The following is a 25,959-nucleotide window of genomic DNA, read 5'->3' on the forward strand; positions in this document are numbered from 1 at the left end:
AAGCTGCCGGCGCCGTATGGTGCGTCGATTGTCCGCTTGTACTTTGTATCCAATCGCATACAATTGCGTACATATCGAGTCCCCGCCGCCAACCCGCAGGAGCCGCCCCTTGTCCGACGTCGTAACCACGCTCTCCGCCACCCGACGCCGGATTCTGACTTTTGCGCTGGCCGCGTTCGGCACCGTGCTCTTTCTGGCGCTCGGCCTGCCGCTGCCCTTCCTCTTCGGGCCGATGGCAGCCTGCCTGATCGCGGCTCTGGCGCATGTACCGATCAAGGGGTTCGGCCAGGTGTCGCTGGCCGCGCGCACCATCCTCGGCGTGGCGGTGGGCGCCTCGATCACTCCGGCGCTCTTTGCCGAGCTGCCGCGCATGGTGACCTCGATCGCGCTGGTGCCGCTGTTCATCGCGGTGATCGCCCTGGTCGGCGTGCCCTATTTCCGCCGGGTCTGGGGCTTTGACGCGCCAACCGCCTATTACGCAGCGATGCCGGGCGGATTGCAGGACATGGTGATCTTTGGCACCGAGGCGGGCGGCGATCCGCGCGCGCTTTCGCTGGTGCATGCCACGCGGGTGCTGATCATCGTGACCCTGGCACCAATCATCCTGACCTATGGATATGGCGCCGGGCTGACCAATCCGATTGGCGCTCCGGCCTCGGAGCTGCCGGTGCAGGAACTTGCGCTGATGGCCGCCGCCGCCTGGATCGGCTGGAAAGGCGGCGCGCGCATCGGCCTCTTTGGCGCCTCGATCCTCGGGCCGCTGATCCTGACCGCCCTGCTCTCGCTCTCGGGGCTGATCCACGCCCGCCCCCCGCGCGAGGCGATCCTGGTGGCGCAATTCTTCATCGGCTGCGCCATCGGCGTGCATTTCCTCGGTGTCACCTTCCGCGAACTGAGGCGCGTGGTGGTCGCCGGTGTGGGCTATGTCGCATTGCTGGCGCTGCTGGCGACCGGCTTTACCGCGCTGGCCACCCGGCTCGGGCTGGCCCACCCGGTCGAGACCTTCCTTGCCTTCGCGCCGGGCGGCCAGGCCGAAATGACCGTCCTCGCCATCGTCTCCGGTGCCGACCTGGGCTTTGTCATCACTCATCACCTGACGCGGATCATCCTGGTGATCCTCGGGGCGCCGATTGTCGCCGGGCTCATCCGCCGGCGCTCGTGAGCCCCGGCGGGGGTCAGGCGGTCACCAGCCCGGCAACCGATGTGGTCTGCGCGCGGCCCGCGACATAGACTGCCTCGACCGCCCGGTCATCGCCCATGATCTGAAGGATGAAGAGCTCTTCCGACAGGCTCTGCGCCGCCTCGGCCCGCAGCGCCATCGCCTCGGTCGCGGCCGGGTTCAGCACCACCACATCGGCCTCGGTCCCGGGCTCCAGCGTGCCGATCCGGTCCTCCAGCCCCAGCGCCACCGCATTGCCGCGCGTGATCCAGTGAAAGGCCGCCAGCGGATGCAGTTTCTGGCCCTGCAATTGCAGGATCTTGTAGCCCTCGTTCAGGGTTTGCAGCATCGAATAGCTGGTGCCGGCCCCGACATCGGTGGCGATCCCCGCCGCGATGCCGCGCGCCCGCAGGCCGGCATCGTCGAACAGGCCGGAGCCAAGGAACAGGTTCGACGTCGGGCAGAACACCGGCTTGGCACCGGTCTCGGCCAGCACCTCGATCTCGCGCGGCTCGAGGTGGATCGAATGGCCGAGCAACGTCTTGGCATGCAGCAGGCCAAAGCGTTCGTAGACACCGAGGTAATCCGGTGCCTCGGGGTAGAGCGCGCGGGTAAAGGCGATCTCGTCGCGGTTCTCGCTCAGGTGGGTCTGCACGTGGCAATCGGGGTGTTCCGCCACCAGCGCGCCGGCGAGCTCCAGCTGAGCCGGGCTCGAGGTGATGGCAAAGCGCGGCGTGATGGCATATTCCGCCCGCCCCCGCCCGTGCCAGCGCGCGATCAGCGCCTTGCTCTCGTCATAGCCCTGCTGCGCCGTGTCGGTCAGCCCTTCGGGGGCATTGCGGTCCATCATCACCTTGCCACCGATCATCCGCATGTCGCGCCGCGCGGCCTCGGCAAAAAAGGCCTCGGCCGACGCGGGATGAACCGAGCAGAAGGCCACCGCCGTGGTGGTGCCATGGCCGATTAGCAGGTCATAGAACCGCGCCGCCATGGCAGCGCTGTGCGCGGGGTCGGCAAAGCCGGTTTCGGCCGGAAAGGTGTAATTGTTCAGCCAGTCGAGCAGCTGTGCCCCCCAGGAGGCGATCACCTGCACCTGCGGAAAATGGATGTGGCTGTCGATGAAACCGGGCAACAGCAGGCAGGGCCGATGATCGACAAGCGTGGCCCCCGGCGCACGGACGGCAATCTCGGCATATTCGCCCACCGCCTCGATCAGCCCGCCAGCCATCAGGATGGCACCGTCCGGGTGATAGCTGTAGGCCTCGGTGTCGCTCTCGTCCGCCGGCGCGGCGTGAAAGGTCAGCACGCGGCCGCGCAGCAGCGTCTTGTCACATGTCTGAAGCATCGTCTCTGTCTCGTTTCTCGTATGGGCGCGGGCCATGCCTGGGAGAGATGCAAGGCATGGCCCGCGCGGTGGCGGCCCTTTGGAGGGAGGGCCGTCTACTCGGCCGGCGTCCCCTGGCCATTGCTCAGCGGCAGCGCATCCTCGGCGGGTTCATCCTGGCTGTGGAACCGCGGGTAGATGAACAGGAAGCCGGCGGCGATCAGGTAGCCCATCGACACCGGGTTGAAATCCGGCCAATGCAGGCTGGCGCCGTGGATCACGCCAAAGAGCGACATTACCGCCGCCGCCAGGGCAAAGCCGCCGGCATTACGGAACCGCCCGTCGATCACCGAGGCGACAATCGCCCCCCAGATCAGCCCGGTCAGGATCGCGCCCTGCGAAAGCGCCAGATGGCCCTGGAAATGCGCGCCCTGTTGCAGGAGTGCGGCGGTCAGCGCCTCGTCCCCCAGCCGCGGCAGCCCCTCGACCCCCGAGGCGCCCAGCGCGCCCATCAGCGAGCCCCATTTGACCATCAGAAAGGCCGAGACATGCGGCATCATGGCGATCGTCACCGCTGCCATATGCGCCGGCTTGACCGATTGCGCCGTGTTGGTGATCAGCGACAAGGCCACGAAGACCAGCACAGGCGCGGCAGCGGCCACCGGGATGAGATCGTTGAGGAAGGCCAGCAGGCCAAAGATCGCCGCCACCGGGATCACCACCGCGACGCCGATGATATAGCCGGAATGCGCCCCCATCCGCTTGTAGGCCGGGTGGCCGATATAGGCGGTGGTCGGGAACGGCGAGCCAAAGAGCGCACCGATCATCGTGCCGACGCCATCGGTCACCTGGCAGGTGGCAACAGGGTAATGATCGCCCGCCGCTTCGGCGCTTTCGACGTTGTTCATGGTTTCGATGAAGTTGTAGATCTGCACCGGCACCAGCACCAGGAACAGCTCCGGGTTGGCAAAGAGGTGCTGGATGCCGGCGATCAGGTCACCGACATAGGGCAGCGGCGGATAGAAGCCGACGCCGGCAAAGCTGATCTTTGCCTCACCGATCGACAGTGCCACCAGGGTGCCGACGATCAGTGCCAGAAGGCCCGCCGGGATGTTGAACGGCAGCCGGAAGCGGCCGACCAGCCCCCAGAGGATGATGATCATCGAGGCAAAGCCCACAAAGGGGTTCTCGAACACCGTGGCCAGCGGCACCGTGCCGATGAAGACCAGCGCAATGCCGCAGAGCGTGCCGAGCATGCCGGCGCGCGGGGTGACCCGCTTGAGCCAAGGGCCGACGATGGCCCCCATGGCGGCGACGATGCCGCCCATGAAGCCCGCGCCGATGCCGACTTGCCAGGCCAGAACCGGGTCGTTCGTCGCCCAGTAGATCGGGCCGATGACGCCGAACAGATAGACAAACATCACCGGCGTCGAGATGCCGTAGGGCAGCGCCGTGACGTCGCGCCCGGTCTTTTCCGCCGCGCGTTTGGCCAGCCAGACATAGACCGCGATGCCGGCGATGATCGCCACCGCCGCGCCCGGCACGATGCGGCCAAAGACGATCTCGGCCGGCATCTGAAAGACGAACTGACAGATCCCGGCCAGCACCATCAGGTTGATCAGGTTGTCGGTGAACAGTGCCCAGAAGGCGCTGAAATCGCTGCGTGAAACCAGCTTGTAAGTGTAACTCCCATCCCGCATGGGGACCTCCTCCTTTGAAAGCGCAACCCCGGCCGCTCCTCTTCGGCCATGGGCGCGCGTGCTATTGCGCCGCGATCAGCGGTGCATTGCCCCGGTGCGGGGCCTCTGCGGCAGTTTCAGAGGTCAGCGCCGCGATCACGTCTGCCACCACGAAGGCGGCGATCACGGCTGGCCGCTTGTCGCGGCTGCCGCCTGCCCCGATGGGGCAGATGAGTTCTTCGATGGTCAGCCCATCGCAATGTTTCAGGCACCATCCGCGGAACTTCGCCCGCTTGGTGGCAGAGCCGATCAGCCCGACATAAGCCGCGTCACCGCGCTCCAGCGCCGCCGAAGCCAGCAGGAAATCCAGCCCGTGGTCATGGGTCAGCACCACAAAGGCGCTGCCCGGCGGCGCCGTCATGATGTCGATCTCGGGGATCGCGCTCTGGCGTTTCTCGACCGCGGCACTGCATTGCGCCAATTCCCCGGCCCGCTGGTCGATCAGCACGGTCCTGACCGGCAGATGCTGAAACAGGTTCGCCAGTTCGCGCCCGACATGGCCGGCGCCCAGGATATGCACCGCCGGTTCGGCCGCATCCTGCGCCTCGGCATCGGCCAGCGCCGCTGTCTTGTCGCTCTCGCGCATCCGGTGCAGCGCCAGTTCGACCCGTCCGCCGCAGCATTGGCCGATCTCCGGCCCCAGCGGCACGTCGAGCACCTGCGCCAGATCGCCGGCCGCCAGCAGCGCCCGTGCCGCCTCGATGGCGATGTGCTCCAGCCGGCCGCCGCCGATGGTGCCGCAAAGCGCCGCCTCGGTGACAAACATCTCGGTCCCCGCCTCGCGCGGCGAAGAGCCTTTCACCTCAGTCAGCCGCACCCGGACCACCGGATCGGCGGCGAGGAAGTCGCGGAGTTTCGCAGCCAGCGGCATCACTTGTCCCCCCGCAGCCGCTCCACCGCCATCAGCACGCGTTCGGGGGTGGCCGGCGCATCGAGCCGCGGGCATTCGCGGTAGTCGGCGACGCTCGCCACGGCCATCGACAGCGCTTCCAGCACCGAAATGCCCAGCATGAACGGCGGCTCGCCCACGGCCTTGGACCGTTTGATGGTGCGTTCCGGGTTCACCGACCACTCGGCAAGACCCACATTGAAGATGCGCGGCGCGTCCGAGGCCAGCGGGATCTTGTAGGTCGAGGGCGCATGGGTGCGCAGCCGGCCTTGCTTGTCCCACCACAGCTCTTCGGTGGTGAGCCATCCCATGCCCTGGATGAAGGCGCCTTCCACCTGCCCCTTGTCGAGCACCGGGTTCAGCGAGCGGCCGACGTCATGCAGGATATCGGTACGCTCGACCCGGTATTCGCCGGTCAGCGTGTCGACCGAGACCTCGGAGCAGGACGCACCATAGGCGTAGTAATAGAACGGCCGGCCACGTCCGGCAGCGCGATCCCAGTAGATATCGGGCGTCTTGTAGAAGCCCGCCGCCGAGAGATGCACCCGCGCCATGTAGGCCGCCTTGACCAGAGCGTCGAACCCCATGACCTCGTTGCCGACCTTGACCGCATTCGGCAGGAAGATGACCGCGGCGGGGTCCACCTCCCATTTGTCCGCCGCGAACTCTACCAGCCGCGCCTTGATCTGCTCGGCCGCGTCCAGCGCCGCCATGCCGTTCAGGTCGGAGCCGGACGAGGCCGCGGTGGCCGAGGTATTGGGCACCTTCTCGGTGGTGGTCCTGGTGATCTTGATCCGGGTGATATCCACCTGGAAGGCATCCGCCACCACCTGCGCCACCTTGGTGTTGAGCCCCTGCCCCATCTCGGTGCCGCCATGGTTCAGGTGGATCGAACCATCCGAATAGACATGGATCAGGCTGCCGGCCTGGTTGTAATGCGTGGCGGTAAAGGAGATGCCGAATTTCACCGGGGTCAGGGCAATGCCGCGCTTGAGGAAGCGGCTCTGCGCGTTGAACTTCAGGATCGCCTTGCGACGGGCCTGATAGTCGGCGCTCTTTTCCAGCTCGCCCACCAGCCGCTCGAGAATATTGTCGGTCACCTGCTGGTGATAGGGTGTCAGGTCGCGGCCCTCGGGCCCATAGAAATTCGCCTTGCGCACCTCCAGCGGATCCTTGCCCAGCGCAAAGGCGATCTCTTCGATCATCCGCTCGGCGGCAACCACGCCCTGCGGCCCGCCAAAGCCGCGAAAGGCGGTGTTGGAGACCGTGTTGGTCTTCATCGGCCGCGAGGTCAGGCGGACATGCGGATAGAAATAGGCGTTGTCGGCATGAAACAGCGCGCGGTCGGTGACCGGGCCCGAGAGGTCCGAGGACCAGCCGCAGCGGGCGGCGAATTCGCCTTCGACCGCCTGAATGCACCCGGCCTCGTCAAACGCCACGTCGTAATCGATGACAAAATCATGCCGCTTGCCGGTGGCGCTCATGTCCTGATCGCGGTCGGGGCGGATTTTCACCGGGCGGTCCCACTTTTTCGCCGCCAGCGCCGCGACGCAGGCAAAGAGGTTCATCTGGCTTTCCTTGCCGCCGAAGCCGCCACCCATGCGCCGCACGTTGACCGTGACCGCGTTCGACGGCACGCCCAGCACATGCGCGACCATGTGCTGCGCCTCGCTCGGGTGCTGGGTCGAGCAATGCACCACCACATCGTCATCCTCGCCCGGAATGGCAAAGGAGATCTGCCCCTCGAGGTACATGTGATCCTGGCCACCCACGTTGAGCCGGCCGGTGATCCGGTGCGGCGCCTCGGCAAAGCCTGTCGCCACATCGCCGCGCTCGAGCTTGAGCGGATCGGTGATATGCGGATAGCCGGCCGCCTGTGCCTGCAACGGATCGAGCGCATGCGGCAGGTCCTCGACCTCCATCTGCGCCAGCTCGGCGGCGCGGCGGGCGGCGTCCCGGCTCTCGGCCACCACGGCAAACAGCGGCTGGCCGTGGAATTCGATCAGATCGGTCGGAAAGACCGGCTCGTCGTTGCGGCCGGTGGGCGAGATGTCATTGGCACCGGGAATGTCGGCGGCGGTGAGCACGCCGATCACGCCGGGCGCGGCCCGGACGGCGGAGAGATCGAGCGATCTGATCCGCGCATGGGTGACATCGGACGTGCCAAGATAGGCATGCAGCGTGCCCGCCGGCTCGGCGATGTCGTCGCAATATTCGGCCCGGCCGGTGACATGTTTGATGGCGCTGTCGTGGCGCAGGTCGCTGTGGACGGCGCCCCGGATCGCCTCGGTGCTGGTGATCTGGTCTTTCATGGTGGTCCCTCCCTTATGCCACGGCCAGCCGGACGGGCGCCTGGCCCTCCTGCTCGTGGAAAAAGCGGCGCAGCAGATTGGCGGCCGCGGCGGCACGGTATTCGGCGCTGGCGCGCCAGTCGGTGAGCGGGGTGAAATCGCCGGCAAGCGCCACGGCGGCCGCCTCGAAGGCGGTTTCGTGCCAGGCCTGGCCGACAAGGGCGGCTTCTGCCGCGACCGCACGCCTCGGCGTGGCGGCCATGCCTCCGAAGGCCAGCCTGGCATCGCTGATGATGCCGTCCTGCACCGTGACACGAAAGCCCGCGGCGACCGAGGAAATATCCTCGTCCCGGCGTTTGGATATCTTGTAGGCGGCGTGGCGCTCGCCTGCCTGCGAAAGCGGCAGGCGGATCTCCTCGACGAACTCGCCCTGCGCGCGATCCTGCTTGCCATAGTCGATGAAGAACGCCTCGAGCGGCAGCACCCGGCGCTCCGCGCCCCGACGCAGCACTACCTCGGCGCCCATGGCGATCAGCACCGGCGGGGTATCACCGATCGGCGAGCCATTGGCGATATTGCCGCCGATGGTGCCCATGTTGCGCACCTGCCAGCCGGCGATGCGGCTCCAGTAGTCCGCCAGATGCGGGACATGTTCGGCAATCACCGGGCCAAGCTCGGAATAGCTGACCCCGGCGCCGATGCGCAGGCTGTCGCCGTCGCGGTCAATGCGCTTGAGCCCTTCGAGATGGCCGATGAAGATCGCCGGGCTGATCGGCTTGAAGAACTTGGTCACCCAGAGCCCCACATCGGTGGCTCCGGCCACCACCGTCGCCTGCGGATACGCGGCGTAGAGCTCCGCGAAATCATCGACATCCGCCGGCAGGATGGCGCGGTTGTCCGCCGGCCCGGTCTCGACCCGCGCACCGTCGCGCAGGGCGGTGAGCGCCTCGGTCACCGCCGCGCGCTCCCGGGTCAGCAGATCGGCGGTGGGCGTGCCGTAGCGGCTGATCGCCACGGCGGCGCGGATGATCGGGGCATAGCCGGTGCAGCGGCAGAGATTGCCCTGAATGGCGGTCTCGACCTCACCGGCCGTGGGCTCGGGCCGTTCCATCCAGAGCGCGTAAAGCGACATGACAAAGCCCGGCGTGCAGAAGCCGCATTGGCTGCCGTGAAATTCGACCATCGCCTGTTGCACCGGATGCAGCGCCCCGTCCGGCCCGCGCAGATGCTCGACGGTGACCACATGGCAACCATCGAGCGTGGCCAGAAAGCGAATACAGGCATTGACCGCCTCATACCGCAACACGCCGCCGGCGAGCCGCCCGACCAGCACGGTGCAGGCGCCGCAATCGCCCTCGGCGCAGCCTTCCTTGGTGCCGGTCAGTCGCCGGTTGAGGCGCAGGAAATCGAGCAGGGTCTGCGCGGCAGAGACATCGGGCAGCGCCACCGGCGCCCCGTTGAGCAGAAAACGGATCTCGTTGCGGCTGTGCATCTGGTTCCTCCCGAAGCGTGCAATGGCTTGGAAGCAGGTCTACGCCTTTTATCCTTCAACGAATACGCCTTCAGTCGGCAAATACTTTATACGGATCGTTGATAATACACGATGCGCGGCGTTATGCTCGGGGCGAATGTCAGCCTGATGCGAGCCCTGCCAATGCCTTATGTCGAAAGCCTGCGCGTCTTTGTGCGCATTGTCGAGCTGGGCTCGATCACCTCGGGCGGCCGCGATCTGCGGCTGACGCCGGCGGTGGCCTCGAAGAGGATCAAGGAGCTGGAGCGGCATCTGGGGGTGCGGCTGTTCAACCGCACCACCCGCTCGCTGACCCCCACCGAGGTGGGCCGGGTGTTTTACGACCACGCCCGTCAGGCCCTGGCGGCGCTGGACGAGGCCGAGGCGGTGGTGGCGAATTTCTCGGACACGCCGCGCGGGGTGATCCGGGTGACCGCGCCGCTGGTGACCGGCCGGCGCATCATCGCGCCGCTGGTGCCGGAGTTCACCGATCTCTATCCGGAATGCCAGGTGCAGATGCGGTTGTCCGACCGGGCGGTGGACATGCTGGGCGAGCGGCTCGACGTGGCGTTTTTTGTCGGCATTCCGAAGGAGTCGGGGCTGACCCTGCGCAAGATCGCCGAATGCGACCGGGTGCTCTGTGCCGCGCCGGACTATCTGGCGCGGCAGGGCGTGCCGGAGGGGCCGGACGATCTCTTGCGGCACAATTGCCTGTTGCTGCGCTATCCGCGCTCGCCGGAGTATTTCTGGGTGCTGGAGACGCCGGCGGGGCCGCGCAAGCTCGAGGTGGCGGGGCGGTTCGACGCCGATGACAGCGATGTGCTGATCTCCTGGGCGCTGGCCGGGCGCGGCATCGCCAATATCCCACGCTTCCTGATCGCCGGGGACCTGGCCTCGGGCGCGCTTGTGGAGGTGTTGCGCGAGGCGGCGCCGAAACCCTCGATCTTTGGCTGTCTCTATCCGCACCGACGGTTGCAGGATCCGAAAATCCGGCGGTTCGTCGAATTCATGACCGACCGCTGCCGGGGGGAGATCCTGGGCTGAGGCCGGGGCCCGGGGGCTCTGCCCCCGCCGCGGCACGCCGCGACTCCCCCGGGATATTTCCGGCCAGAAGAAGCCCCCCTTGGGGTGGCTCAGCCGGGGATGATCTCGAATTTCATCACGTCGACCATGCCACGGTCGGTGATCTTGAGCGCGGGGATCACCGGCAGGGCGAGGAAGGCGAGCTGAAGGAAGGGTTCTTCCAGGGTGACGCCGAGGGACTTGGCGGCGTCGCGCAGCTCGACGAGGTGCCGGTGGACCTCCTCGAAGGGGGCGAGGCTCATCAACCCGGCGACCGGCAGGGGCAGCTCGGCCAGGATCGCGCCATCGCGGGCGACGACGAAGCCGCCTTCGATCTCGGACAGGCGGTTGGCGGCCAGCGCCATGTCGGCGTAGTCCATGCCGACGCAGGCGATATTGTGGTGATCGTGGCAGACGGTGGAGGCGATGGCGCCGGCCCGCATGCCGAAGCCGCGCACGAAGCCGGTGGCAATATTGCCGTTCTTGCCATGGCGTTCGATGACCGCGATGCGGGCGAGGTCGCGGCTGGCGTCGGGGCGTTTGTCGCCATCCTCGATGGCGATCTCTTCCGACAGGTGGTCGGTAATGATCTTGCCCTCGATGATGCCGATCACATCCGTGGTGCTGCGGTTGCCGGTGGCGTGGAAATCGCCGGCCGCGACCCTGGGCGCCTTGACCGAGTTGCGGCCGACCACCTCGATGCCGTCACGGGCGGCGAAGGCGGCTTCGGTGACCTCCTGGCCGGCGCAGAACACGCGGGCGGCGCGACAGTCCTCGAGGCTGTCGAGCGCCACGATATCGGCGCGCAGGCCGGGCGCAATGAGGCCGCGGTCTTTCAGCCCGAAGGCCTCGGCCGCCGAAAGCGAGGCGGCGCGATAGGCGGCGAGCGGCGAAACGCCCTTTTCGATCAGCCGGCGGATCATGTAATCGAGATGGCCGTGCTCGGCGATGTCGAGCGGATTGCGGTCGTCGGTGCAGAGGCAGATGTAGGCGCTGCTGCCTTCGGTCAGCAACTCGGCCAGCGCCTCGAGATCCTTTGACACCGAGCCTTCGCGGATCAGCACCCGCATGCCCTTTTGCAGCTTTTCGCGCGCCTCTTCGGCCGTGGTCGCCTCATGTTCGGTGCGGATGCCGGCGGCGATATAGGCGTTGAGGTCGCGGCCCGAGAGCATCGGGCAATGGCCGTCGACATGGCCACCTTCGAACAGCCGCAGTTTGGCCATGGCGCGCGGATCGCGGTGGATCACGCCGGGATAGTTCATGAATTCCGCCAGGCCGATGCCGGACGGGTGGCCCATGACCTCTTCGAGATCGGCCGCCTCGATCTGCGCGCCGGCGGTTTCCATGTCGGTCGAGGGCACGCAGGAGGAAAGCTGCACGCGGATGTCCATCAGCGTGTGGGTGCTGGCCTGCTGGAAATAGCGGATGCCGTCGAGGCCGACCACATTGGCGATCTCATGCGGATCGCAGATCGCGGTGGTGACGCCACGGGGCGCGACGCAGCGGTCGAACTCGTACGGCGTGATCAGCGAGCTTTCGATATGCAGATGGGTGTCGATGAAGCCGGGCACCAGGGTGAAGCCGCTGACATCGACGACCTCGCGGCCCTCGTAATCGGCGCCGATACCGACAATGCGGTCGCCGCAGATCGCCACGTCTCCCGGGATGCTGTCGCCGGTCACCAGGCAGAAGATCTGGCCGCCGCGCAGCACCTTGTCGGCGGGTTCATCGCCGCGGCCCTGGGCGATGCGGGTTTCGAGATCGGTCATGGCGTGCCCCTTTTCGTCGCTGCTTCGGCGGCGATCATAGGGGGTGCGGCGGCGGTGTCACCCGGGAAGCGCGGGCAGACTGCCCTGCCGGGCTGGCCGCCGCGCCCCGGAATTGATCCGGGGTCTCTTGCGGCTGGGCGGGAGGTCCCGGCGCGGGGGCCGGGACAGGAGGCGCCGGAGTGCGAGGCGGCGGAACCTTCATGGCCGCGCCCCGGACCTGATCCGGGGCCTCTTGCGGCTGGGGGCGAGGTCCCGGCGCGGGGCCGGGACGGGGTTATTTGACCGGGTCGAGCTCGCCGCTTTCGATCTGCTCCTGTTCGATCGATTCGAACAGCGCCTTGAAGTTGCCCTCGCCGAAGCCGTCATCGCCCTTGCGCTGGATGAACTCGAAAAAGATCGGGCCGATCACCGTCTTCGAGAAGATCTGCAACAGGATGCGGGTCTCGCCGCCATCGACCACGCCTTCGCCGTCGATCAGGATGCCGTGTTTCTTCATCCGGTCGATCGGCTCGTCGTGGCCGCTCACCCGGTCCCTGGACAGCTTGTAATAGGTTTCGGGCGGGCCGGGCATGAACTTGATGCCGCGGCTGGCGATCTCGTCGGTGGCGTCATAGATGTCATGCGCGCCCACCGCGATGTGCTGGATGCCCTCGCCGTTGTACTTCTTGAGATAGGCCACGATCTGGCCGGTCTCGCCCCGGTCTTCGTTGATCGGAATGCGGATGCGACCGCAGGGCGAGGTCAGCGCGCGCGAGAACAGCCCGGTGAACTTGCCCTCGATGTCGAAAAAGCGGATTTCGCGGAAATTGAACAGATCGCCGTAGAACCGGAACCAGGTGTCCATGTTGCCCTTGAAGACATTGTGGGTCAGGTGGTCGAGGTAATGGAAGCCGACGCCCTTGGGCTTGGATTGCGCGATCCAGTCGAATTCCTCGTTGTAGGGCGAGGTCTCGTAATATTGGTCGATAAAATAGATCAGGCTGCCGCCGATGCCCTTGATCGCGGGCACATCCATCGTCTTGTCATCGCCCTCATAAGGTTCGGCGCCCTTGGCGACCGCATGGTCAAAGGCATGCTGCGCATCGACCACGCGCCAGCCCATCGCGGGCGCGCAGGGGCCGTGCTCTTCGACGAACCTGGCGGCAAAGCTGCCCGGCTCGGCGTTGATCACATAGGTGATATCGCCCTGCTGCCAGAGCTCGATCTGTTTCGACTTGTGGTTGGCCACATGCTCATAGCCCATCTTGCCGAAGAGATCGCGCAGCGCCGAGGGCTCGGGATGGGCGAACTCGACGAATTCGAAGCCGTCGGTGCCGGCCGGGTTCTCGGCGGTGATCTTGGATTTCGGGGCATCGTGCGGGAAAGGACCCATGTGCATCTCCTCCTGTTTTCCGTTGCCCAAAGGCTAACTCCACAGCCGGGGGCAATGTGCGCGTTCTGCGGCATGCACGACTTTCTTTTTGCGGGATTTCCGCGCAAAATGCGCGAAATACGCGGAGATTTCGCAGATGCTCGATTCCATGGACCGCAGGCTCCTGGGCCTTTTGCAACAGAACGCCCATCTGACCGCCAATGAGCTGGGCGAGGCGCTGAACCTCTCGGCCAGCCAGGCCGGGCGACGACGTCAGCGGCTCGAGGCCGAGGGCTATATCCGTGCCTATGCCGCCAAGCTCGATGCGGCGCGGCTGGGGCTCGGGGTGCAGGCCTTTGTCCAGGTGCAGATGGCCAGCCAGCGGCCCGAGGATGCGCAGAGCTTTGCCCGCCTGCTGACCACCCAACCTGAGGTGGTCAGCACCTGGACGCTGACCGGAGATGCCGATTACCTGCTCCGGGTCTATTGCGCCGATCTGGCGGCGCTCAACCGGCTGATCCACGAGGTGCTCTTGCCGCATCGGGCGGTGGCACGGGTGCAGAGCCAGATCGTGATGGACCAGCTCAAGCACGATGCGCCGCTGCCGCTCTGACCGGGTTTTCGGGACTGTCGGGAAAATGATCGCAGGGCGGCCATGCCGGCTTGTTCAATCCTCGCCGCACCTGCAAAATAGTGTGACGCAACGGGACAGGACATCATGGAAAGTTTTCTCCTCCAGGCCTCGATCTTCCTCGCCGCGGCGGTGATCGCCGTACCTCTGGCGGCCAGACTGGGGCTTGGATCGGTGCTGGGATACCTCGCCGCCGGCATCCTGATCGGCCCGGTCTTCGGCTTTGTCGGCGGGCATGAAACCCAGGAATTGCAGCATTTCGCCGAATTCGGCGTGGTGATGATGCTGTTCCTGATCGGCCTCGAGCTCGAGCCGCGCACGCTTTGGGACATGCGGCACAAGTTGATCGGGCTGGGCGGGCTTCAGATCGGGCTCTCGACCGTGCTGATCATGATCGGCGCCATGGTGCTGGGGCTGGTCTGGCAGGTGGCGCTGGCGGTGGGGCTGATCTTTGCCCTGTCCTCGACCGCGATCGTGCTGCAAACGCTCAGCGAAAAGGGGCTGATGCAGACCGGTGGCGGGCGCTCGACCTTTGCCGTGCTGCTGACGCAGGATATCGCGGTGATCCCGATGCTGGCGCTGCTGCCGCTGCTGGCGGTGATGCCCTCGGCGGTGATCGCGCCCGACGGGGCAATCAGCCTGCCCGCCAAGGAGGCCGAGGACGCCGCCCATGCCGGCATGTCGCTGGTCGAAGGCCTGCCCGGCTGGGGCGTGACGCTGGTGACGCTGTGCGCGGTGGCGGCTGTGATCCTGGCCGGCATCTACCTGGTGCGGCCGCTGTTCCAATTCGTTCACACTGCCCGGCTGCGCGAGCTCAACACCGCGCTGGCGCTGCTGATCGTGGTGGGCATCGGCACGCTGATGAACATGGTCGGCCTGTCGCCGGCGCTGGGCACCTTTCTGGCGGGCGTGGTGCTGGCCAACTCGGAATTCCGCCACGAGCTGGAAAGCGACATCGAGCCGTTCAAGGGCCTGCTGCTGGGGCTGTTCTTCATCACCGTGGGCGCCGGCATCGACTTTGCCACCTTCTTCGGGGCCCCTTTCAAGATCCTCGGGCTGACGCTGGCGGTGATCGCCGCCAAGGGCGCGGTGCTGCTCTGTCTCGCCATGATCTTTGGCCTGCGGGGCCGCAACCGCTGGCTCTTTACCCTCGGGCTGGCGCAGGCGGGCGAATTCGGCTTTGTCCTGATCTCCTTTTCGGTCACCCAGAACATCCTGCCGCCCGGCCTGTCGCAGACGCTGTTGCTGGTGGTGGCGCTGTCGATGCTGATCACCCCCCTGCTCTTCATCCTCTACGAGCTGCTGTCGCGCCGCATGTCCGAGCGTGGCGAGGCCTTTGAACCCGACGAGATCGACGAACAGGGGCCGGTGATCATCGCCGGGATCGGTCGCTTCGGCCAGATCGTCAACCGTCTGGTGCAGAGCTCGGGGTTCAAGACCGTGGTGCTCGACCACAACATGAAGACCATCGAGCTGATGCGCCGCTTCGGCTTCAAGGGGTTCTACGGCGACCCGACGCGCCCCGAGCTGCTGCATGCCGCCGGTCTGCGCGAGGCGCGGGTGCTGGTGGTGGCGCTCGACGATCCGGCGGCGACCTTGCGTCTTGTGAGCTTTGCCCGGCGCGAGCGCGACGACCTGCATATCGTGGCCCGCGCCCATGACCGCACCCATGCCTTCAAGCTCTATCAGGCCGGCGCCAATGACATCGTGCGCGAGATGTTCGACAGCTCGCTGCGCGCCGGGCGCTATGTGCTGGAGAACATCGGGCTGACGGAATATGAGGCGGCGGAGGCGGAGCGGGTGTTCTATCAGCACGACCGGCATTCGGTCCAGGAGCTGGCCAAGCTCTGGCGCGATGACATCCCCTCGGTCGACAATGAGCCCTATATCGCCCGCGCCAAGGAGCTGGAGCGCGATCTCGAGGCGCTGTTGCTGGCCCAGCTGCAAAAGGACGATGCCGCCTGAGGCCCCTCGCCCATCACGCGAAAAAGCCCGCGCAAATGGTTGCGCGGGCTTTCAATTTCAAATCGGCGCTTGTGTCAGCCGCCAGCCTCTCAGGCCGCGCGCGACAGCAGTACCTCGTCCACCTGCTTGGCCGCAGCCACCTCGTCGCCGCCGGCCACGGCAGCAACTTCGCGGGTCAGACGCTCGAGCGCGGCTTCGTAAAGCTGACGTTCAGAATAGCTCTGTTCGCGCTGCTCGTCGTTGCGGTGCAGGTCGCGGACCACTTCGGCAATCGAGATCAGGTCGCCGGAATTGATCTTCTGTTCGTATTCCTGGGCCCGGCGCGACCACATGGCGCGTTTCACCCGCGCCTTGCCCTTGAGCGTGGTCAGCGCCTTTTCGATCACGTCGGGCGAGCTGAGGCTGCGCATGCCGATCTCGGTGGCCTTGTTGGTCGGCACCCGGAGGGTCATCTTGTCCTTCTCGAACGAGATCACGAACAGCTCGAGCGGGATGCCTGCGATTTCCTCCTTGTCGATCGAGACGATCTGGCCCACACCATGGGCCGGATAGACGACGTAATCGTTCGGGCGGAACTCGGATTTCTTCGATTTGGTCATGCAGTCCTTCCTCGCATGTTCCCACGCCTCAAGCGACAAAAGAACCGGACGGGGATTTTCATCTCCGTTCCCGGTTTTCCAATATGCCGCCTTCAGCCGAACAGGTGCTGACGATCCTGTCCTGAGTGAGAAGAATAAATCATATGACAGGAATATAGCACAAAAAGGATGCTATTTCCAGCATATTTCCGTGACCAGAGAGAGTACACCCCTGATCTCAAGTGGTTATGTCGCGCAGTTGAAGTGCTTTCCAACCGCTTTGGCCGGCCAGCGCCGAATCGCTAACGCGGCGTCAACCGCCTTCGCCGGGCGCTTCCGAGAAGTATTTCTCGAGCTTGCCCTCTTCCCCGTCGTGTTCCTCGGCCTTGGGCAGCGGGTCTTTCTTGGTGATGATCACCGGCCACATTTCCGAGTACTTGCGGTTGAACTCCACCCATTTCTCCATGTCCGGCTCGGTGTCCGGGCGGATCGCATCGGCCGGGCATTCCGGCTCGCAGACGCCGCAGTCGATGCATTCGTCGGGGTGGATCACCAGCATGTTCTCGCCCTCGTAGAAGCAATCCACGGGGCAGACCTCGACACAGTCGGTGTATTTGCAGGCGATGCAGGCATCGTTGACGATATAGGTCATGGGACGAGTCTTTCTTGCTGACGCGGGTGTTTGCTAATCCAGCCGGCCGGATCATTCAAGCGTGCGACGCCGGTTAAGATCAAGGTTGCGCCGATCCTGCTTGGTCGGGCGACCTTTTCCCTCATAGGCCGGATTCGCGGGCGGCCTGTCCTCCTTTGGCGGCTCGGGCGGTGACAGGTCTTCGTACAGCGCCTGCGCCTCGGTCGCCGGGCCCCGCCGTGTGCCCAGCTCGAGGATGCGCACGATGCGCACCCGTTTCGCCTGCACGAAGGTCAAGACATTGCCGGGGCTTATGGTGCGGCCGGGTTTCGACACCCGCGTCCCGTCAACCCGCACCCCCTCGGTCGAGATGGTGCGGGCGGCCAATGTGCGGGTCTTGAAGAACCGCGCCTGCCAGAGCCATTTGTCCAGCCGGAGTTTCGCGGTCGACAAGGGTCAGCCCTTGTCCTTGAGCCCCATCAGAGCGGCGGCAAAAGGATTGTCCGGGTCGATCCGGTCCTTCTTTTCCGGGCGCGACTGATAGGTCTTGGCGCCCTTGTCCTGGCGCGGGCCCTTGCCCTTGGCACCTTTCGGCCCCCTGCCCTTGTCGCCACGGTCGCCGCGGCGCCCCTTGCCCTGCGGCTTGCCCCCGTCGCGGTCGCCCCGGTGGCCGCCGCGCGGCTTGCGGTCGCCGCGCGCTCCGCGCCCCCAGGTGAAGGTGTAAAACACCTCCATCTCGGGACCGGCATCGGCCTTGTCCGGGGTTTCGCCGGGGCGCAGTTCGCCGGCGGCGCTGTCGACCGGCGGGATCGGGTCGGCGTTGGCCTCGAGTTCCGAAGGCGACACCGTGGCCGCCGCATCGGAGCTGTCCGAAGCCTGGACGTCAGGAACCGCATCATCCGCTTCGGGGATGTCGGGCGTCTCGGTCGGTGCCACCGCCTCGGCCTCTGTCTCGGCTTCGGCCTCGACCTGCGGCGCAGCCTCGGTGCCGGGGGCCGGCTCGGGCTGGGCCACATCCATTACCGGGGTGTCGGGGGAAACGGCCGTGTCCTTGGCCTCTTCCACCACCACGGCATCGGCCGGCTTGACCTTGGCGCGCTCGCCTTTTTCAGCGCGATAGCCCAGGCCCTGCATCAGATCGGCGAATTGCTCCAGCGTCATGCCGGTGATCGACAACATGTCTGCCTTGGCCTCGAAACCGCCTCGGGTGTCCTCGGCGCGCAGCATGTCCGCCAGCCGTTCCAGCATGTCGATGCGGATCGCCCGCGCCCCGGCCTTGCGATAGCCCGACATGGTATCCGCGCCCTCGGGTGCGGCCTGATCGGACGGCACGGTCACCAGCCCCGGCGGCGGCGCCTCGGGGAAGACATCCAGCCCCTGCCAGAGCGACCAGAGCACCAGCCGCAGCCGCGTCGGCGCCGGTTTCAGCAAAAGCGGCATGAAAATGGTGAACTGGCCGAAGCGCACGCCGTGCTTGCGCAGTGCGCCACGGGCCTCCTGATCCAGCGCCTTGACGTCATCGGCCACCCTGACGCGCGGCAGCACGCCAAAGCTCTCGACCATCTGAAAGGCAAAGCCCTTGGCCAAGCCGCTCAATGCCTCGTCCCGGCCCAGAGCCACCAGCGGTTCGAACTGGGTCGCGACCTTGCGGTCGATGAAATGCTGCAACCGGCGCTGCACCTTTTGCGCCACGTCGGGCCCGGCCTCGTCATCGACAAAGGCCCGGACCTCGGGCTTCAGCGGATCGGCCCCCTTGACCAGCTTGCCCACCGCCTGATCGCCCCACATGAGGCCACCCTGCTCGGTAAAGTCGATCTCGGTATCGGGCGCATTGTAAAACCGGTCGGCCCGCAGGTGGAAATGCGGGGCCAGGGCCTGGAGTGACGCCGCCTTCAGCGTCTTGGCCTCCTGCCCGGTCGCATCCTTGTCCTGCCGGAAGCGGAATCCCTCAAGTCGGCCGACGAACTCGCCCTCGACCGTTACTTCACCATTCTCGTTCACTTCGGCCAAGAGGGCCTCCTTCTGCTTCAACCGCCGCAAGAGCACGGATGTGCGGCGATCAACAAATCTCTGGGTCAGACGGTCGTGCAGCGCATCCGACAGCCTGTCTTCTACAGCGCGCGTCACCCCGCGCCAATGGCTTTCGTCCGTGACCCAGCGCTTTCGTTGGGCCACATAGGTCCATGTGCGGATATATGCCAATCGTTTCGACAATGTGTCGATGTCACCGTCGGTCCGATCGATCCGCCGCACCTGCCGCGCCAGCCAGTCATCCGGCACCTGTCCGCTTTCGTGCAGGTAGCCAAAGATAACGCCCAGCAGGCCGGCATGTTCCGCATGCGATATGCCGCGAAAATCCGGGATGCGGCAGACATCCCAGAGCAGCCGCACCGACTGCGGGCTCGAGGCGCGGGCAAAGACCGTGTCGTCCTGCGCCAGCGTTCGCAGAACGCGCAGATCGTCGGCCTCGCGCGCCTTGAGCAGCATCGGATCCTCGGGCGGCTTTTCCAGCGCGGCGATCAGCCGGTCGATGGTGCCGAACTCCAGCGCCGCATTGCGCCATTGAAGTTTCTTGAGCGGGGTGAACTGATGGTTGCAGATCGCCTCGGCGACCCCCTCGTCCAGCGGCGGCGCCTCGCCGGTCACGCCAAAGGTGCCGTCGCGCATTCCCCGCCCCGCCCGGCCGGCGATCTGCCCCAGCTCGTTTGGTGCCAGCGGCCGCATCCGGCGGCCGTCGAACTTGGACAGGCCGGAAAAGGCGACGTGGTTCACATCGAGGTTCAGCCCCATGCCGATGGCATCGGTCGCCACCAGGAAATCGACGTCGCCGTTCTGGTAAAGATCGACCTGCGCATTGCGGGTGCGCGGGCTGAGCGCGCCCATGACCACCGCCGCTCCGCCCTTCTGGCGGCGCAGCAGCTCGGCAATGGCATAGACATTCTCAATCGAAAACCCCACGACCGCGCTGCGGGATTGCAGCCGACTTATCTTTTTCGAACCTGTGTAGCTCAACTGGCTCATCCGCTCGCGGCGCATGAACTCGACGCCCCGCACCAGCGCGGCAATCGGACCGCGCATGGTGTCGGCGCCCAGAAACAGCGTCTCATGGGTGCCGCGCATCCTCAGCAGACGGTCGGTAAAGACATGGCCGCGCTCGGGATCGGCGCAGAGCTGGATCTCGTCGATGGCGACGAAATCGGTGCCCATGCCCTCGGGCATCGCCTCGACGGTGCAGACCCAATATTGCGCCCGCGGCGGCACGATGCGCTCTTCGCCGGTGACCAGCGCCACCACGCCGGGGCCGCGGATGGCGACGATCTTGTCATAGACCTCGCGCGCGAGCAGCCGCAGCGGCAGCCCGATGATGCCCGAGCGATAGCCCAGCATGCGCTCGATGGCGTAATGGGTCTTGCCCGTGTTGGTGGGCCCAAGGACCGCCACGGTCCGCTGTTCCATCGCCATCCGGTGTCTCCCCGGGCTTGTTCAGAATTCTAGATGTCGCGGCCGCGTGCCGTGATCAACAGACGTTCGACGCCGTTTTGCGCCTCTTCGTCGTTGGGATGCAAGGCCAGCACCATTTCATAGCCGCGCAGCGCCCGATCGGCATCGCCAAGCGTCTCGAAAATCACCGCCAGCCCGCGCAGCGCGCCGAAATGGTCGGGATTGTACCGCAGCGCCATTTCCAGATCGCCCAGCGCCGGACCGATCCGGCCGGCGTTGTAATAAGCCATGGCGCGCATGTGATAGCCTTCGGCAAATTCCGGCGCATGATCGACAAGGGCGGTGAAATGTTCGGCCGCGGCCGCGAGATCGCCGACATCCATCGCATCCCGGCCGCGTTTCAGCAGCAGATCCATCGCCGCCGATCCGCTTTTGGACCATTCGCGGCTGATATCGGCCACCAGCCGCCCCGCTTCGGCCGGCTCGGCCTCGCGCAGCTGCTGCAAGAGAGCCTCCGTGTCCTGCGCCCGCACACCCGACGGTAGGGAATACGTGACTAGGACGAGAAATGCCGCAACGCTACATTTGATGTGCTGTCTGATCATGACCATAGTGCCCTCAATGTAGCGCAGCGGGTTCGAAATACCACCCGCGATCAGACAAAGGAGCGTGCAAATGAGTGATGTTGTGGCCGAGGCGGTAAAGGCCTTGAACGCAAAGATCGACGGCGGCTTTGACGGCACCGCCAAGTTCGTCATCGAGGACGAAGGCGCCATCATGGTCGACGGGGACGGCGCCCGCGCCGGCGATGACGAGGCCGAGGTCACCATGACCGCCGATGCCGAGACCTTTGAATCGATCCTCGCCGGCGATCTCGACCCCACGTCGGCCTTCATGTCGGGCAAGCTCGCCGTCGATGGCGACATGGGCACCGCGATGAAGCTGGGACAGGCGCTCTCCTGATGACCCTGACGCCGGCCCCCTATTTCGAAGACATGGCGCGCGCGCCCCGGGGCGGCCGGTGCCATTGGCTCACCACCGAAGACGGCAAACTCATTCGGATCGGCCATTGGCCGACCGAAGCCGAGGCCAGGGGAACCATTCTGATCTTTCCCGGCCGCACCGAATATGTCGAGAAATACGGCATGCTGGCCGCCGACCTCACGGCGCGGGGCTATGCGGTGCTGGCCGTCGACTGGCGCGGCCAGGGCCTGGCCGACCGGTTGTTGCCCGATGCCCGCGTCGGCCATGTCGACATCTTCGAGGATTATCAGCGTGACGTGCGCGCCCTGCGCGCCGCGCTGCCCGAGCTTGACCTGCCCCAGCCGCTGTTTCTGCTCGGCCATTCCATGGGCGGCTGCATCGGCCTCCGGGCGCTCTACAATCATCTGCCGGTGGTCGGCGCGGTCTTTACCGGGCCGATGTGGGGCATTCGTATTGCCGGGCCCGTGCGCCCCGCCGCCTGGGCCATGGGCTGGACCAGCCGCAAGCTCGGCTTCAGCCACCTCTATGCCCCCTCGACCGGCGCCGCGAGTTATGTCGCCACCGCCCCGTTCGAGGACAACGTGCTGACCCGCGACCGCGAGATGTTTGCCTATATGCGCCAGCAGGTGCTCGACCACCCCGAATTGCAGCTTGGCGGCCCCTCGCTGCACTGGCTGCACGAGGCCCTGCGCGAATGCCGCGCCCTGGCCGCCCTGCCGGCGCCGGACCTGCCCTGCATCACTTTCCTCGGCAGCAACGAACGCATCGTCAGCGTGCCCGAGATCCGCAGCCGCATGGCGGCCTGGCCGCAGGGGCGACTCGAGGTGATCGAGGACGGCGAACATGAGGTGCTGATGGAGGATGCCGAAACCCGGCGCCATATCTTCGAGACCACCTGCCATTATTTCGAGGACACCCTGCTGGGCAAGCCGCAGGCCGCCTCGGCCTGACCCTCCCTTGAACCTTGCACCATGGCGGGCTTATCTGTGTCCAACCAGAACAGAAGGCCAATTTCATGCTGCACCTCCCCTTTCCCGTCCGTGACGCCAATGCAGGCGGCGGCGCGCGCGACCTCGGCAATCTGCCCGAATGGGACCTGACCGATCTCTATGCCTCCGAGGACGCGCCCGAGCTGGCCCGCGATCTCGACTGGCTGGAGCAGGAATGCGCCGCTTTTGCCGGTGACTACGAAGGCAAGCTTGCCACGCTCTCGGCCGAAGCCTTCCTGACCTGCGTCCAGCGCAACGAAAAGATCAGCGCCATCGCCGGGCGCATCATGTCCTTTGCCGGCCTGCGCTATTACCAGCAGACCACCGACGGCGCCCGCGCCAAGTTCATGTCGGATTGCCAGGAAAAGATCACCAATTACACCACTCCGCTGGTGTTCTTCACGCTCGAGCTCAACCGGCTCGAGGATGATCACCTCGCCGGGCTGCTGGAGCAGAACCGCGATCTCGCCCGCTATGCCCCGGTGTTCCGCCGCATCCGCGCGATGAAGGATCACCAGCTCTCGGACGAGCTGGAAAAGTTCCTGCATGATCTCGGCGTCGTCGGCGACGCCTGGGAGCGGCTTTTCGACGAGACCATCGCCGGGCTTCACTTCGAGGTCGACGGCGAGGAAATGGGTATCGAGGCGACGCTCAACCTGCTCACCGAACAGGACCGCGCCAAGCGCGAGGCCGCCAGCCGCGAGCTGGCCCGGGTGTTCCAGGACAACATCAAGACCTTTGCCCGCGTCCACAACACCCAGGCCAAGGAAAAGGAAGTCATCGACCGCTGGCGCAAGATGCCCTCGGCCCAGGCCGGACGGCACCTGTCGAACGACGTCGAGCCCGAAGTGGTCGAGGCGCTGCGCAATGCCGTGGTCGCCGCCTACCCGCGCCTGTCGCACCGCTATTACGCGCTCAAGGCCAAGTGGCTGGGCCTCGACCGCATGCAGGTCTGGGATCGCAATGCGCCGCTGCCGATGGAAGAGACAAAAATCGTCGGCTGGGACGAGGCGCGCGAGATCGTGCAGGAGGCCTATGCCGGCTTTGATCCGCGCATGGCCGAGCTGTCCGACCCCTTCTTCAACGATGGCTGGATCGACGCCGGGGTGAAACCCGGCAAGGCACCCGGCGCCTTTGCCCATCCCACGGTGACCGACGTCCACCCCTATGTGATGCTCAACTACCTCGGCAAACCGCGCGACGTGATGACGCTGGCGCATGAACTGGGCCATGGCGTGCACCAGCGGCTGGCCGCCGATCAGGGCGAAATGCTGTCGTCGACGCCGCTGACCCTGGCCGAAACCGCCTCGGTCTTCGGCGAGATGCTGACCTTCCGCAAGATGCTGGAGAAGGCCGAAACCAAGGAGGCCCGCAAGATCCTGCTCGCCGGCAAGGTCGAGGACATGATCAACACCGTGGTCCGGCAGATCGCCTTCTACGATTTCGAATGCAAGCTGCATGACGCCCGCCGCGGCGGCGAGCTGACGCCCGAGGACATCAACGCGCTCTGGATGTCGGTGCAGGCCGAAAGCCTCGGGCCGGTCTTCGACTTCATGGAGGGCTACGAGACCTTCTGGGCCTATATCCCGCATTTCGTGCATTCGCCCTTCTACGTCTATGCCTATGCCTTCGGCGACGGGCTGGTGAACGCGCTTTATGCCGCCTACGAGGCCGCGCCCGAGGGATTTCAGGAGAAGTATTTCGACATGCTCAAGGCCGGCGGCTCCAAGCATCACAAGGAGCTTCTGGCGCCCTTCGGCCTCGACGCCTCGGACCCGGCATTCTGGGACAAGGGGCTTTCGATGATCGAAGGCTTCATCGACGAGCTCGAAGCGATGGAAGACTGACGCCCGGTCTTTCAAATGGCACAAGCCCGCCCGCCTTCCGAGTGCCCGGACCATGCAGGCCCTGCGCCGGGCTGAAACGGAAGCGGGCGGGCATCACGCCCGCGCCCGGTGGGCCGGGCGCTATGACACCGTCTGCGGCTGGCGCTGCCAGGCGCGGAGCACGTTGATCACCGCCTCGGGCTGCTCCAGCGCCGCCATATGGCCGGCGCCCGCGATCACCTCGAGCCGGGCATTCGGGATCAGCGTGGCGAGGAAGTCGTGCCGCTTCACCGGCAACACCGCGTTTTCGGCGCCGCAGACAACCAGCGCCGGCGCCTTGCACTTGCGCATCACCGCCTGCTGGTCCTTGCGCCGCATCAGCGTGCGACTCTGCCGGGTGTAGACATCGGCGCCCAGATGCAGCCCCATGTCGAGCGCCAGCGCCAGCACGTCGCCGCGGTAGGGCGACACCGCAAGCCCGGCCGTGACGATGTCCTCTTCCAGCACCTCGCGCAGCCGGCCGGTGCGCGCCCGGATGATCCGCGCCTCGCGGGCCGAGGCATCCTGCGGCGTCTCGGCCAGTGGCGAGGCGTCGATCAGAGCGATCCGCGTCACCCGCTCCGGCGCGCGGCGGACCAGCTCCATCGCCACCGCGCCGCCAAACCCCATGCCCGCGACGCCGAACTTGGCCGGCGCCGCCGTCAGGATCGACGAGGCGATCTCTTCGATGCGGTCGCCCTCGGTGACCGGTGCCACCATCACCGGCGTGTCGCGGCTGAGCGCCGCGACCTGGGGCCCGAAGACCCGCGCATCACACATGAATCCCGGCAACAATACCAGCGGTTCGCGCATCGCTAGGGCCCTGCTCTCTCTCATTTCGCCCGCCCCGCGTTGGCCGCAGGGTCCGGGCGGAGACTAACGCAGGCGATGCCGGATGACAGCGGGAAATCGCTCGCCCACACGGGGGCCGGTGGCCTTTCGCCGATGCCGTAACGTCAACCGTCAGCCACCGGCCCGGCGGGGAGCTGTAAAGCCCTGGGCCGCGTGACGAATATCCTGCATCTGAGCGCCCCTCCCGCGCCGCGCAAACATTATGTGCGACCCGGCTATTCCCCGCTGCCCGGCAGGCGGAGGGCGCGGAACTTCGGGAAATCGGCATAGCGCGCCTGCCGTTGGGCCCGGCTTTCCGCCGGCGCCGCGCCGCGGCGCAAAAGCGTGCCGCGCGGCGCAATATAGCTGGATATCACCTTCCAGGGCGCGGGCCGCCACGACAGGTTGAAGGCGCAGAGTTTTGGAAAGAACCAGATTTCGGAATACTCGATGTGATCGTGCAGCCACCAGGCCAGGTCGCGCCAGTCGCGGCCGGCCTCGAACTGATCGGCAAACCAGGGAAGGACGATGCTCGCGCCGGCAACCGGAACCGCTTCGATATCCCAGATGTGGCATTCCTGAGGATATGTGTTGCGGGCACAGTTGAGCCGGTTTTCATTGCCGAACCGGTTCAGCCCCGGCGCGCGATAACCCGACCGCACCGCCACCCGGCCGAAGGTTTCCTCCAGCGGATCGAGCAACTCGGTGCAAAAGGCCCGCCCCCGTTCCAGCGCCAGATCGGGGCGCTCGGGAATATTGGGGATGCGGTGAATATTGCCGATCTCGGAATAGAGAAACTCCCGCATGTAGAAATATCGGCTCAGCCGCACGCGCCCCAGCGTCTCGAGGCTCCACATGCTGGCCGGTTTGCGCATCAGCCTGCCACCGCGCGATGTTCCATTGCCGTCACCCCTCCGCTTCCGGCCTGACGGGATTCAAGGACCGATAGG

General features: G+C 66.0%; 21 protein-coding genes. 7 read left to right on the forward strand and 14 right to left on the reverse strand.

The genetic code is table 11. The features are described from left to right. Positions 1-109: 109 nt before the first annotated feature. Positions 110-1,162: an AbrB family transcriptional regulator gene (locus BMW90_RS04775; RefSeq protein WP_074835268.1), complete on the forward strand. Its 1,053-nt coding sequence runs from the start codon at positions 110-112 to the stop codon at positions 1,160-1,162. Positions 1,163-1,175: 13 nt separating this feature from the next. On the opposite strand, the gene guaD is transcribed toward BMW90_RS04775, so the two are convergent. The 5 genes from guaD to xdhA all read right to left on the reverse strand — a co-directional run bounded on the left by guaD (position 1,176) and on the right by xdhA (position 8,894). Continuing rightward, entirely contained in the window at positions 1,176-2,504 is a 1,329-nt protein-coding gene (guaD, locus tag BMW90_RS04780) for a guanine deaminase (protein ID WP_074835270.1), read from the reverse strand. Positions 2,505-2,599: 95 nt separating this feature from the next. After that, positions 2,600-4,183, reverse strand: a complete 1,584-nt coding sequence (locus tag BMW90_RS04785) for a permease family protein (protein WP_074835271.1) — start codon at positions 4,181-4,183, stop codon at positions 2,600-2,602. 61 nt (positions 4,184-4,244) lie between these two features. Further along, positions 4,245-5,093: a xanthine dehydrogenase accessory protein XdhC gene (gene xdhC / locus BMW90_RS04790; RefSeq protein WP_074835273.1), complete on the reverse strand. Its 849-nt coding sequence runs from the start codon at positions 5,091-5,093 to the stop codon at positions 4,245-4,247. After that, a complete protein-coding gene (gene xdhB / locus BMW90_RS04795; RefSeq protein WP_074835274.1) occupies positions 5,093-7,423 on the reverse strand; it encodes a xanthine dehydrogenase molybdopterin binding subunit in 2,331 nt (776 codons plus the stop codon). The genes xdhC and xdhB overlap by 1 nt, the downstream gene beginning before the upstream one ends. Before the next feature lie 13 nt (positions 7,424-7,436). Further along, positions 7,437-8,894: a xanthine dehydrogenase small subunit gene (xdhA, locus tag BMW90_RS04800; protein ID WP_074835276.1), complete on the reverse strand. Its 1,458-nt coding sequence runs from the start codon at positions 8,892-8,894 to the stop codon at positions 7,437-7,439. 162 nt (positions 8,895-9,056) lie between these two features. Here xdhA and BMW90_RS04805 point away from each other — a divergent pair, with 162 nt between their 5' ends. After that, on the forward strand, positions 9,057-9,956 hold the full coding sequence (locus tag BMW90_RS04805; RefSeq protein WP_074835449.1) for a LysR family transcriptional regulator: 900 nt from the start codon (positions 9,057-9,059) through the stop codon (positions 9,954-9,956). Positions 9,957-10,045: 89 nt separating this feature from the next. Here BMW90_RS04805 and ade read toward each other — a convergent pair whose 3' ends face one another. Next, positions 10,046-11,743: an adenine deaminase gene (gene ade, locus BMW90_RS04810; RefSeq protein WP_074835277.1), complete on the reverse strand. Its 1,698-nt coding sequence runs from the start codon at positions 11,741-11,743 to the stop codon at positions 10,046-10,048. Positions 11,744-12,017: 274 nt separating this feature from the next. After that, the gene (gene hppD, locus BMW90_RS04815) at positions 12,018-13,115 is read right to left on the reverse strand and encodes a 4-hydroxyphenylpyruvate dioxygenase (RefSeq protein ID WP_074835279.1); all 1,098 of its coding nucleotides are present in this window, start codon (positions 13,113-13,115) and stop codon (positions 12,018-12,020) included. A gap of 136 nt (positions 13,116-13,251) precedes the next feature. Between hppD and BMW90_RS04820 the strand changes: the two genes are divergently transcribed. Both BMW90_RS04820 and BMW90_RS04825 read left to right on the forward strand, forming a co-directional pair. After that, positions 13,252-13,707 carry an Lrp/AsnC family transcriptional regulator gene (locus BMW90_RS04820; protein ID WP_048530687.1) on the forward strand — a complete coding sequence of 152 codons (456 nt, stop codon included), beginning with the start codon at positions 13,252-13,254 and terminating at the stop codon, positions 13,705-13,707. A gap of 105 nt (positions 13,708-13,812) precedes the next feature. Continuing rightward, entirely contained in the window at positions 13,813-15,690 is a 1,878-nt protein-coding gene (locus tag BMW90_RS04825) for a monovalent cation:proton antiporter-2 (CPA2) family protein (RefSeq protein WP_074835280.1), read from the forward strand. A gap of 89 nt (positions 15,691-15,779) precedes the next feature. Here BMW90_RS04825 and BMW90_RS04830 read toward each other — a convergent pair whose 3' ends face one another. From BMW90_RS04830 to BMW90_RS04850, 5 genes are all read right to left on the reverse strand, one after another. Then, positions 15,780-16,289, reverse strand: coding sequence for a CarD family transcriptional regulator (locus BMW90_RS04830; RefSeq protein ID WP_048530684.1), 510 nt, complete (start codon positions 16,287-16,289; stop codon positions 15,780-15,782). A gap of 292 nt (positions 16,290-16,581) precedes the next feature. Next, positions 16,582-16,920: a ferredoxin FdxA gene (gene fdxA / locus BMW90_RS04835; protein WP_048530683.1), complete on the reverse strand. Its 339-nt coding sequence runs from the start codon at positions 16,918-16,920 to the stop codon at positions 16,582-16,584. A 51-nt stretch (positions 16,921-16,971) separates the two neighbouring features. Further along, entirely contained in the window at positions 16,972-17,352 is a 381-nt protein-coding gene (locus tag BMW90_RS04840) for an RNA-binding S4 domain-containing protein (RefSeq protein WP_048530682.1), read from the reverse strand. Between the two features lie 3 nt (positions 17,353-17,355). Next, complete coding sequence (locus BMW90_RS04845) at positions 17,356-20,361, reverse strand: helicase-related protein (protein WP_074835282.1); 3,006 nt, start codon at positions 20,359-20,361, stop codon at positions 17,356-17,358. Positions 20,362-20,390: 29 nt separating this feature from the next. Continuing rightward, complete coding sequence (locus BMW90_RS04850) at positions 20,391-20,846, reverse strand: tetratricopeptide repeat protein (protein WP_244526428.1); 456 nt, start codon at positions 20,844-20,846, stop codon at positions 20,391-20,393. 169 nt (positions 20,847-21,015) lie between these two features. On the opposite strand from BMW90_RS04850, the gene BMW90_RS04855 reads away from it, so the two are divergent. The 3 genes from BMW90_RS04855 (at position 21,016) to BMW90_RS04865 (ending at position 24,160) form a co-directional block, all read left to right on the forward strand. Next, positions 21,016-21,303: an SCP2 sterol-binding domain-containing protein gene (locus BMW90_RS04855; RefSeq protein WP_048530679.1), complete on the forward strand. Its 288-nt coding sequence runs from the start codon at positions 21,016-21,018 to the stop codon at positions 21,301-21,303. Further along, complete coding sequence (locus BMW90_RS04860) at positions 21,303-22,274, forward strand: alpha/beta fold hydrolase (RefSeq protein ID WP_074835285.1); 972 nt, start codon at positions 21,303-21,305, stop codon at positions 22,272-22,274. The genes BMW90_RS04855 and BMW90_RS04860 overlap by 1 nt, the downstream gene beginning before the upstream one ends. Positions 22,275-22,339: 65 nt before the next feature. Continuing rightward, entirely contained in the window at positions 22,340-24,160 is a 1,821-nt protein-coding gene (locus tag BMW90_RS04865; protein ID WP_074835287.1) for a M3 family oligoendopeptidase, read from the forward strand. A 120-nt stretch (positions 24,161-24,280) separates the two neighbouring features. On the opposite strand, the gene BMW90_RS04870 is transcribed toward BMW90_RS04865, so the two are convergent. Both BMW90_RS04870 and BMW90_RS04875 read right to left on the reverse strand, forming a co-directional pair. Beyond that, entirely contained in the window at positions 24,281-24,991 is a 711-nt protein-coding gene (locus BMW90_RS04870) for an alpha/beta fold hydrolase (RefSeq protein ID WP_048530676.1), read from the reverse strand. Between the two features lie 254 nt (positions 24,992-25,245). Next, positions 25,246-25,866 carry a hypothetical protein gene (locus BMW90_RS04875; RefSeq protein ID WP_048533713.1) on the reverse strand — a complete coding sequence of 207 codons (621 nt, stop codon included), beginning with the start codon at positions 25,864-25,866 and terminating at the stop codon, positions 25,246-25,248. Between the last annotated feature and the right edge of the window lie 93 nt (positions 25,867-25,959).

Origin of the sequence: Marinovum algicola, assembly GCF_900109145.1 — a bacterium.
GTDB classification, from domain to species: Bacteria; Pseudomonadota; Alphaproteobacteria; order Rhodobacterales; family Rhodobacteraceae; genus Marinovum; species Marinovum algicola.

Excerpts from the sequence above, each read along its gene's own strand:
- fdxA (WP_048530683.1), bottom strand. The coding sequence starts at position 16,920 with ATGACCTATATCGTCAACGATGCCTGCATCGCCTGCAAATACACCGAC.
- BMW90_RS04870 (WP_048530676.1), bottom strand. The coding sequence starts at position 24,991 with ATGCGCGAACCGCTGGTATTGTTGCCGGGATTCATGTGTGATGCGCGG.
- xdhB (WP_074835274.1), bottom strand. The coding sequence starts at position 7,423 with ATGAAAGACCAGATCACCAGCACCGAGGCGATCCGGGGCGCCGTCCAC.
- BMW90_RS04845 (WP_074835282.1), bottom strand. The coding sequence starts at position 20,361 with ATGGCGATGGAACAGCGGACCGTGGCGGTCCTTGGGCCCACCAACACG.
- BMW90_RS04860 (WP_074835285.1), top strand. The coding sequence starts at position 21,303 with ATGACCCTGACGCCGGCCCCCTATTTCGAAGACATGGCGCGCGCGCCC.
- ade (WP_074835277.1), bottom strand. The coding sequence starts at position 11,743 with ATGACCGATCTCGAAACCCGCATCGCCCAGGGCCGCGGCGATGAACCC.
- xdhA (WP_074835276.1), bottom strand. The coding sequence starts at position 8,894 with ATGCACAGCCGCAACGAGATCCGTTTTCTGCTCAACGGGGCGCCGGTG.
- BMW90_RS04825 (WP_074835280.1), top strand. The coding sequence starts at position 13,813 with ATGGAAAGTTTTCTCCTCCAGGCCTCGATCTTCCTCGCCGCGGCGGTG.
- BMW90_RS04855 (WP_048530679.1), top strand. The coding sequence starts at position 21,016 with ATGAGTGATGTTGTGGCCGAGGCGGTAAAGGCCTTGAACGCAAAGATC.
- BMW90_RS04785 (WP_074835271.1), bottom strand. The coding sequence starts at position 4,183 with ATGCGGGATGGGAGTTACACTTACAAGCTGGTTTCACGCAGCGATTTC.
- BMW90_RS04865 (WP_074835287.1), top strand. The coding sequence starts at position 22,340 with ATGCTGCACCTCCCCTTTCCCGTCCGTGACGCCAATGCAGGCGGCGGC.
- guaD (WP_074835270.1), bottom strand. The coding sequence starts at position 2,504 with ATGCTTCAGACATGTGACAAGACGCTGCTGCGCGGCCGCGTGCTGACC.
- hppD (WP_074835279.1), bottom strand. The coding sequence starts at position 13,115 with ATGGGTCCTTTCCCGCACGATGCCCCGAAATCCAAGATCACCGCCGAG.
- BMW90_RS04820 (WP_048530687.1), top strand. The coding sequence starts at position 13,252 with ATGCTCGATTCCATGGACCGCAGGCTCCTGGGCCTTTTGCAACAGAAC.
- BMW90_RS04830 (WP_048530684.1), bottom strand. The coding sequence starts at position 16,289 with ATGACCAAATCGAAGAAATCCGAGTTCCGCCCGAACGATTACGTCGTC.
- BMW90_RS04805 (WP_074835449.1), top strand. The coding sequence starts at position 9,057 with ATGCCTTATGTCGAAAGCCTGCGCGTCTTTGTGCGCATTGTCGAGCTG.
- BMW90_RS04875 (WP_048533713.1), bottom strand. The coding sequence starts at position 25,866 with ATGTGGAGCCTCGAGACGCTGGGGCGCGTGCGGCTGAGCCGATATTTC.
- xdhC (WP_074835273.1), bottom strand. The coding sequence starts at position 5,093 with ATGCCGCTGGCTGCGAAACTCCGCGACTTCCTCGCCGCCGATCCGGTG.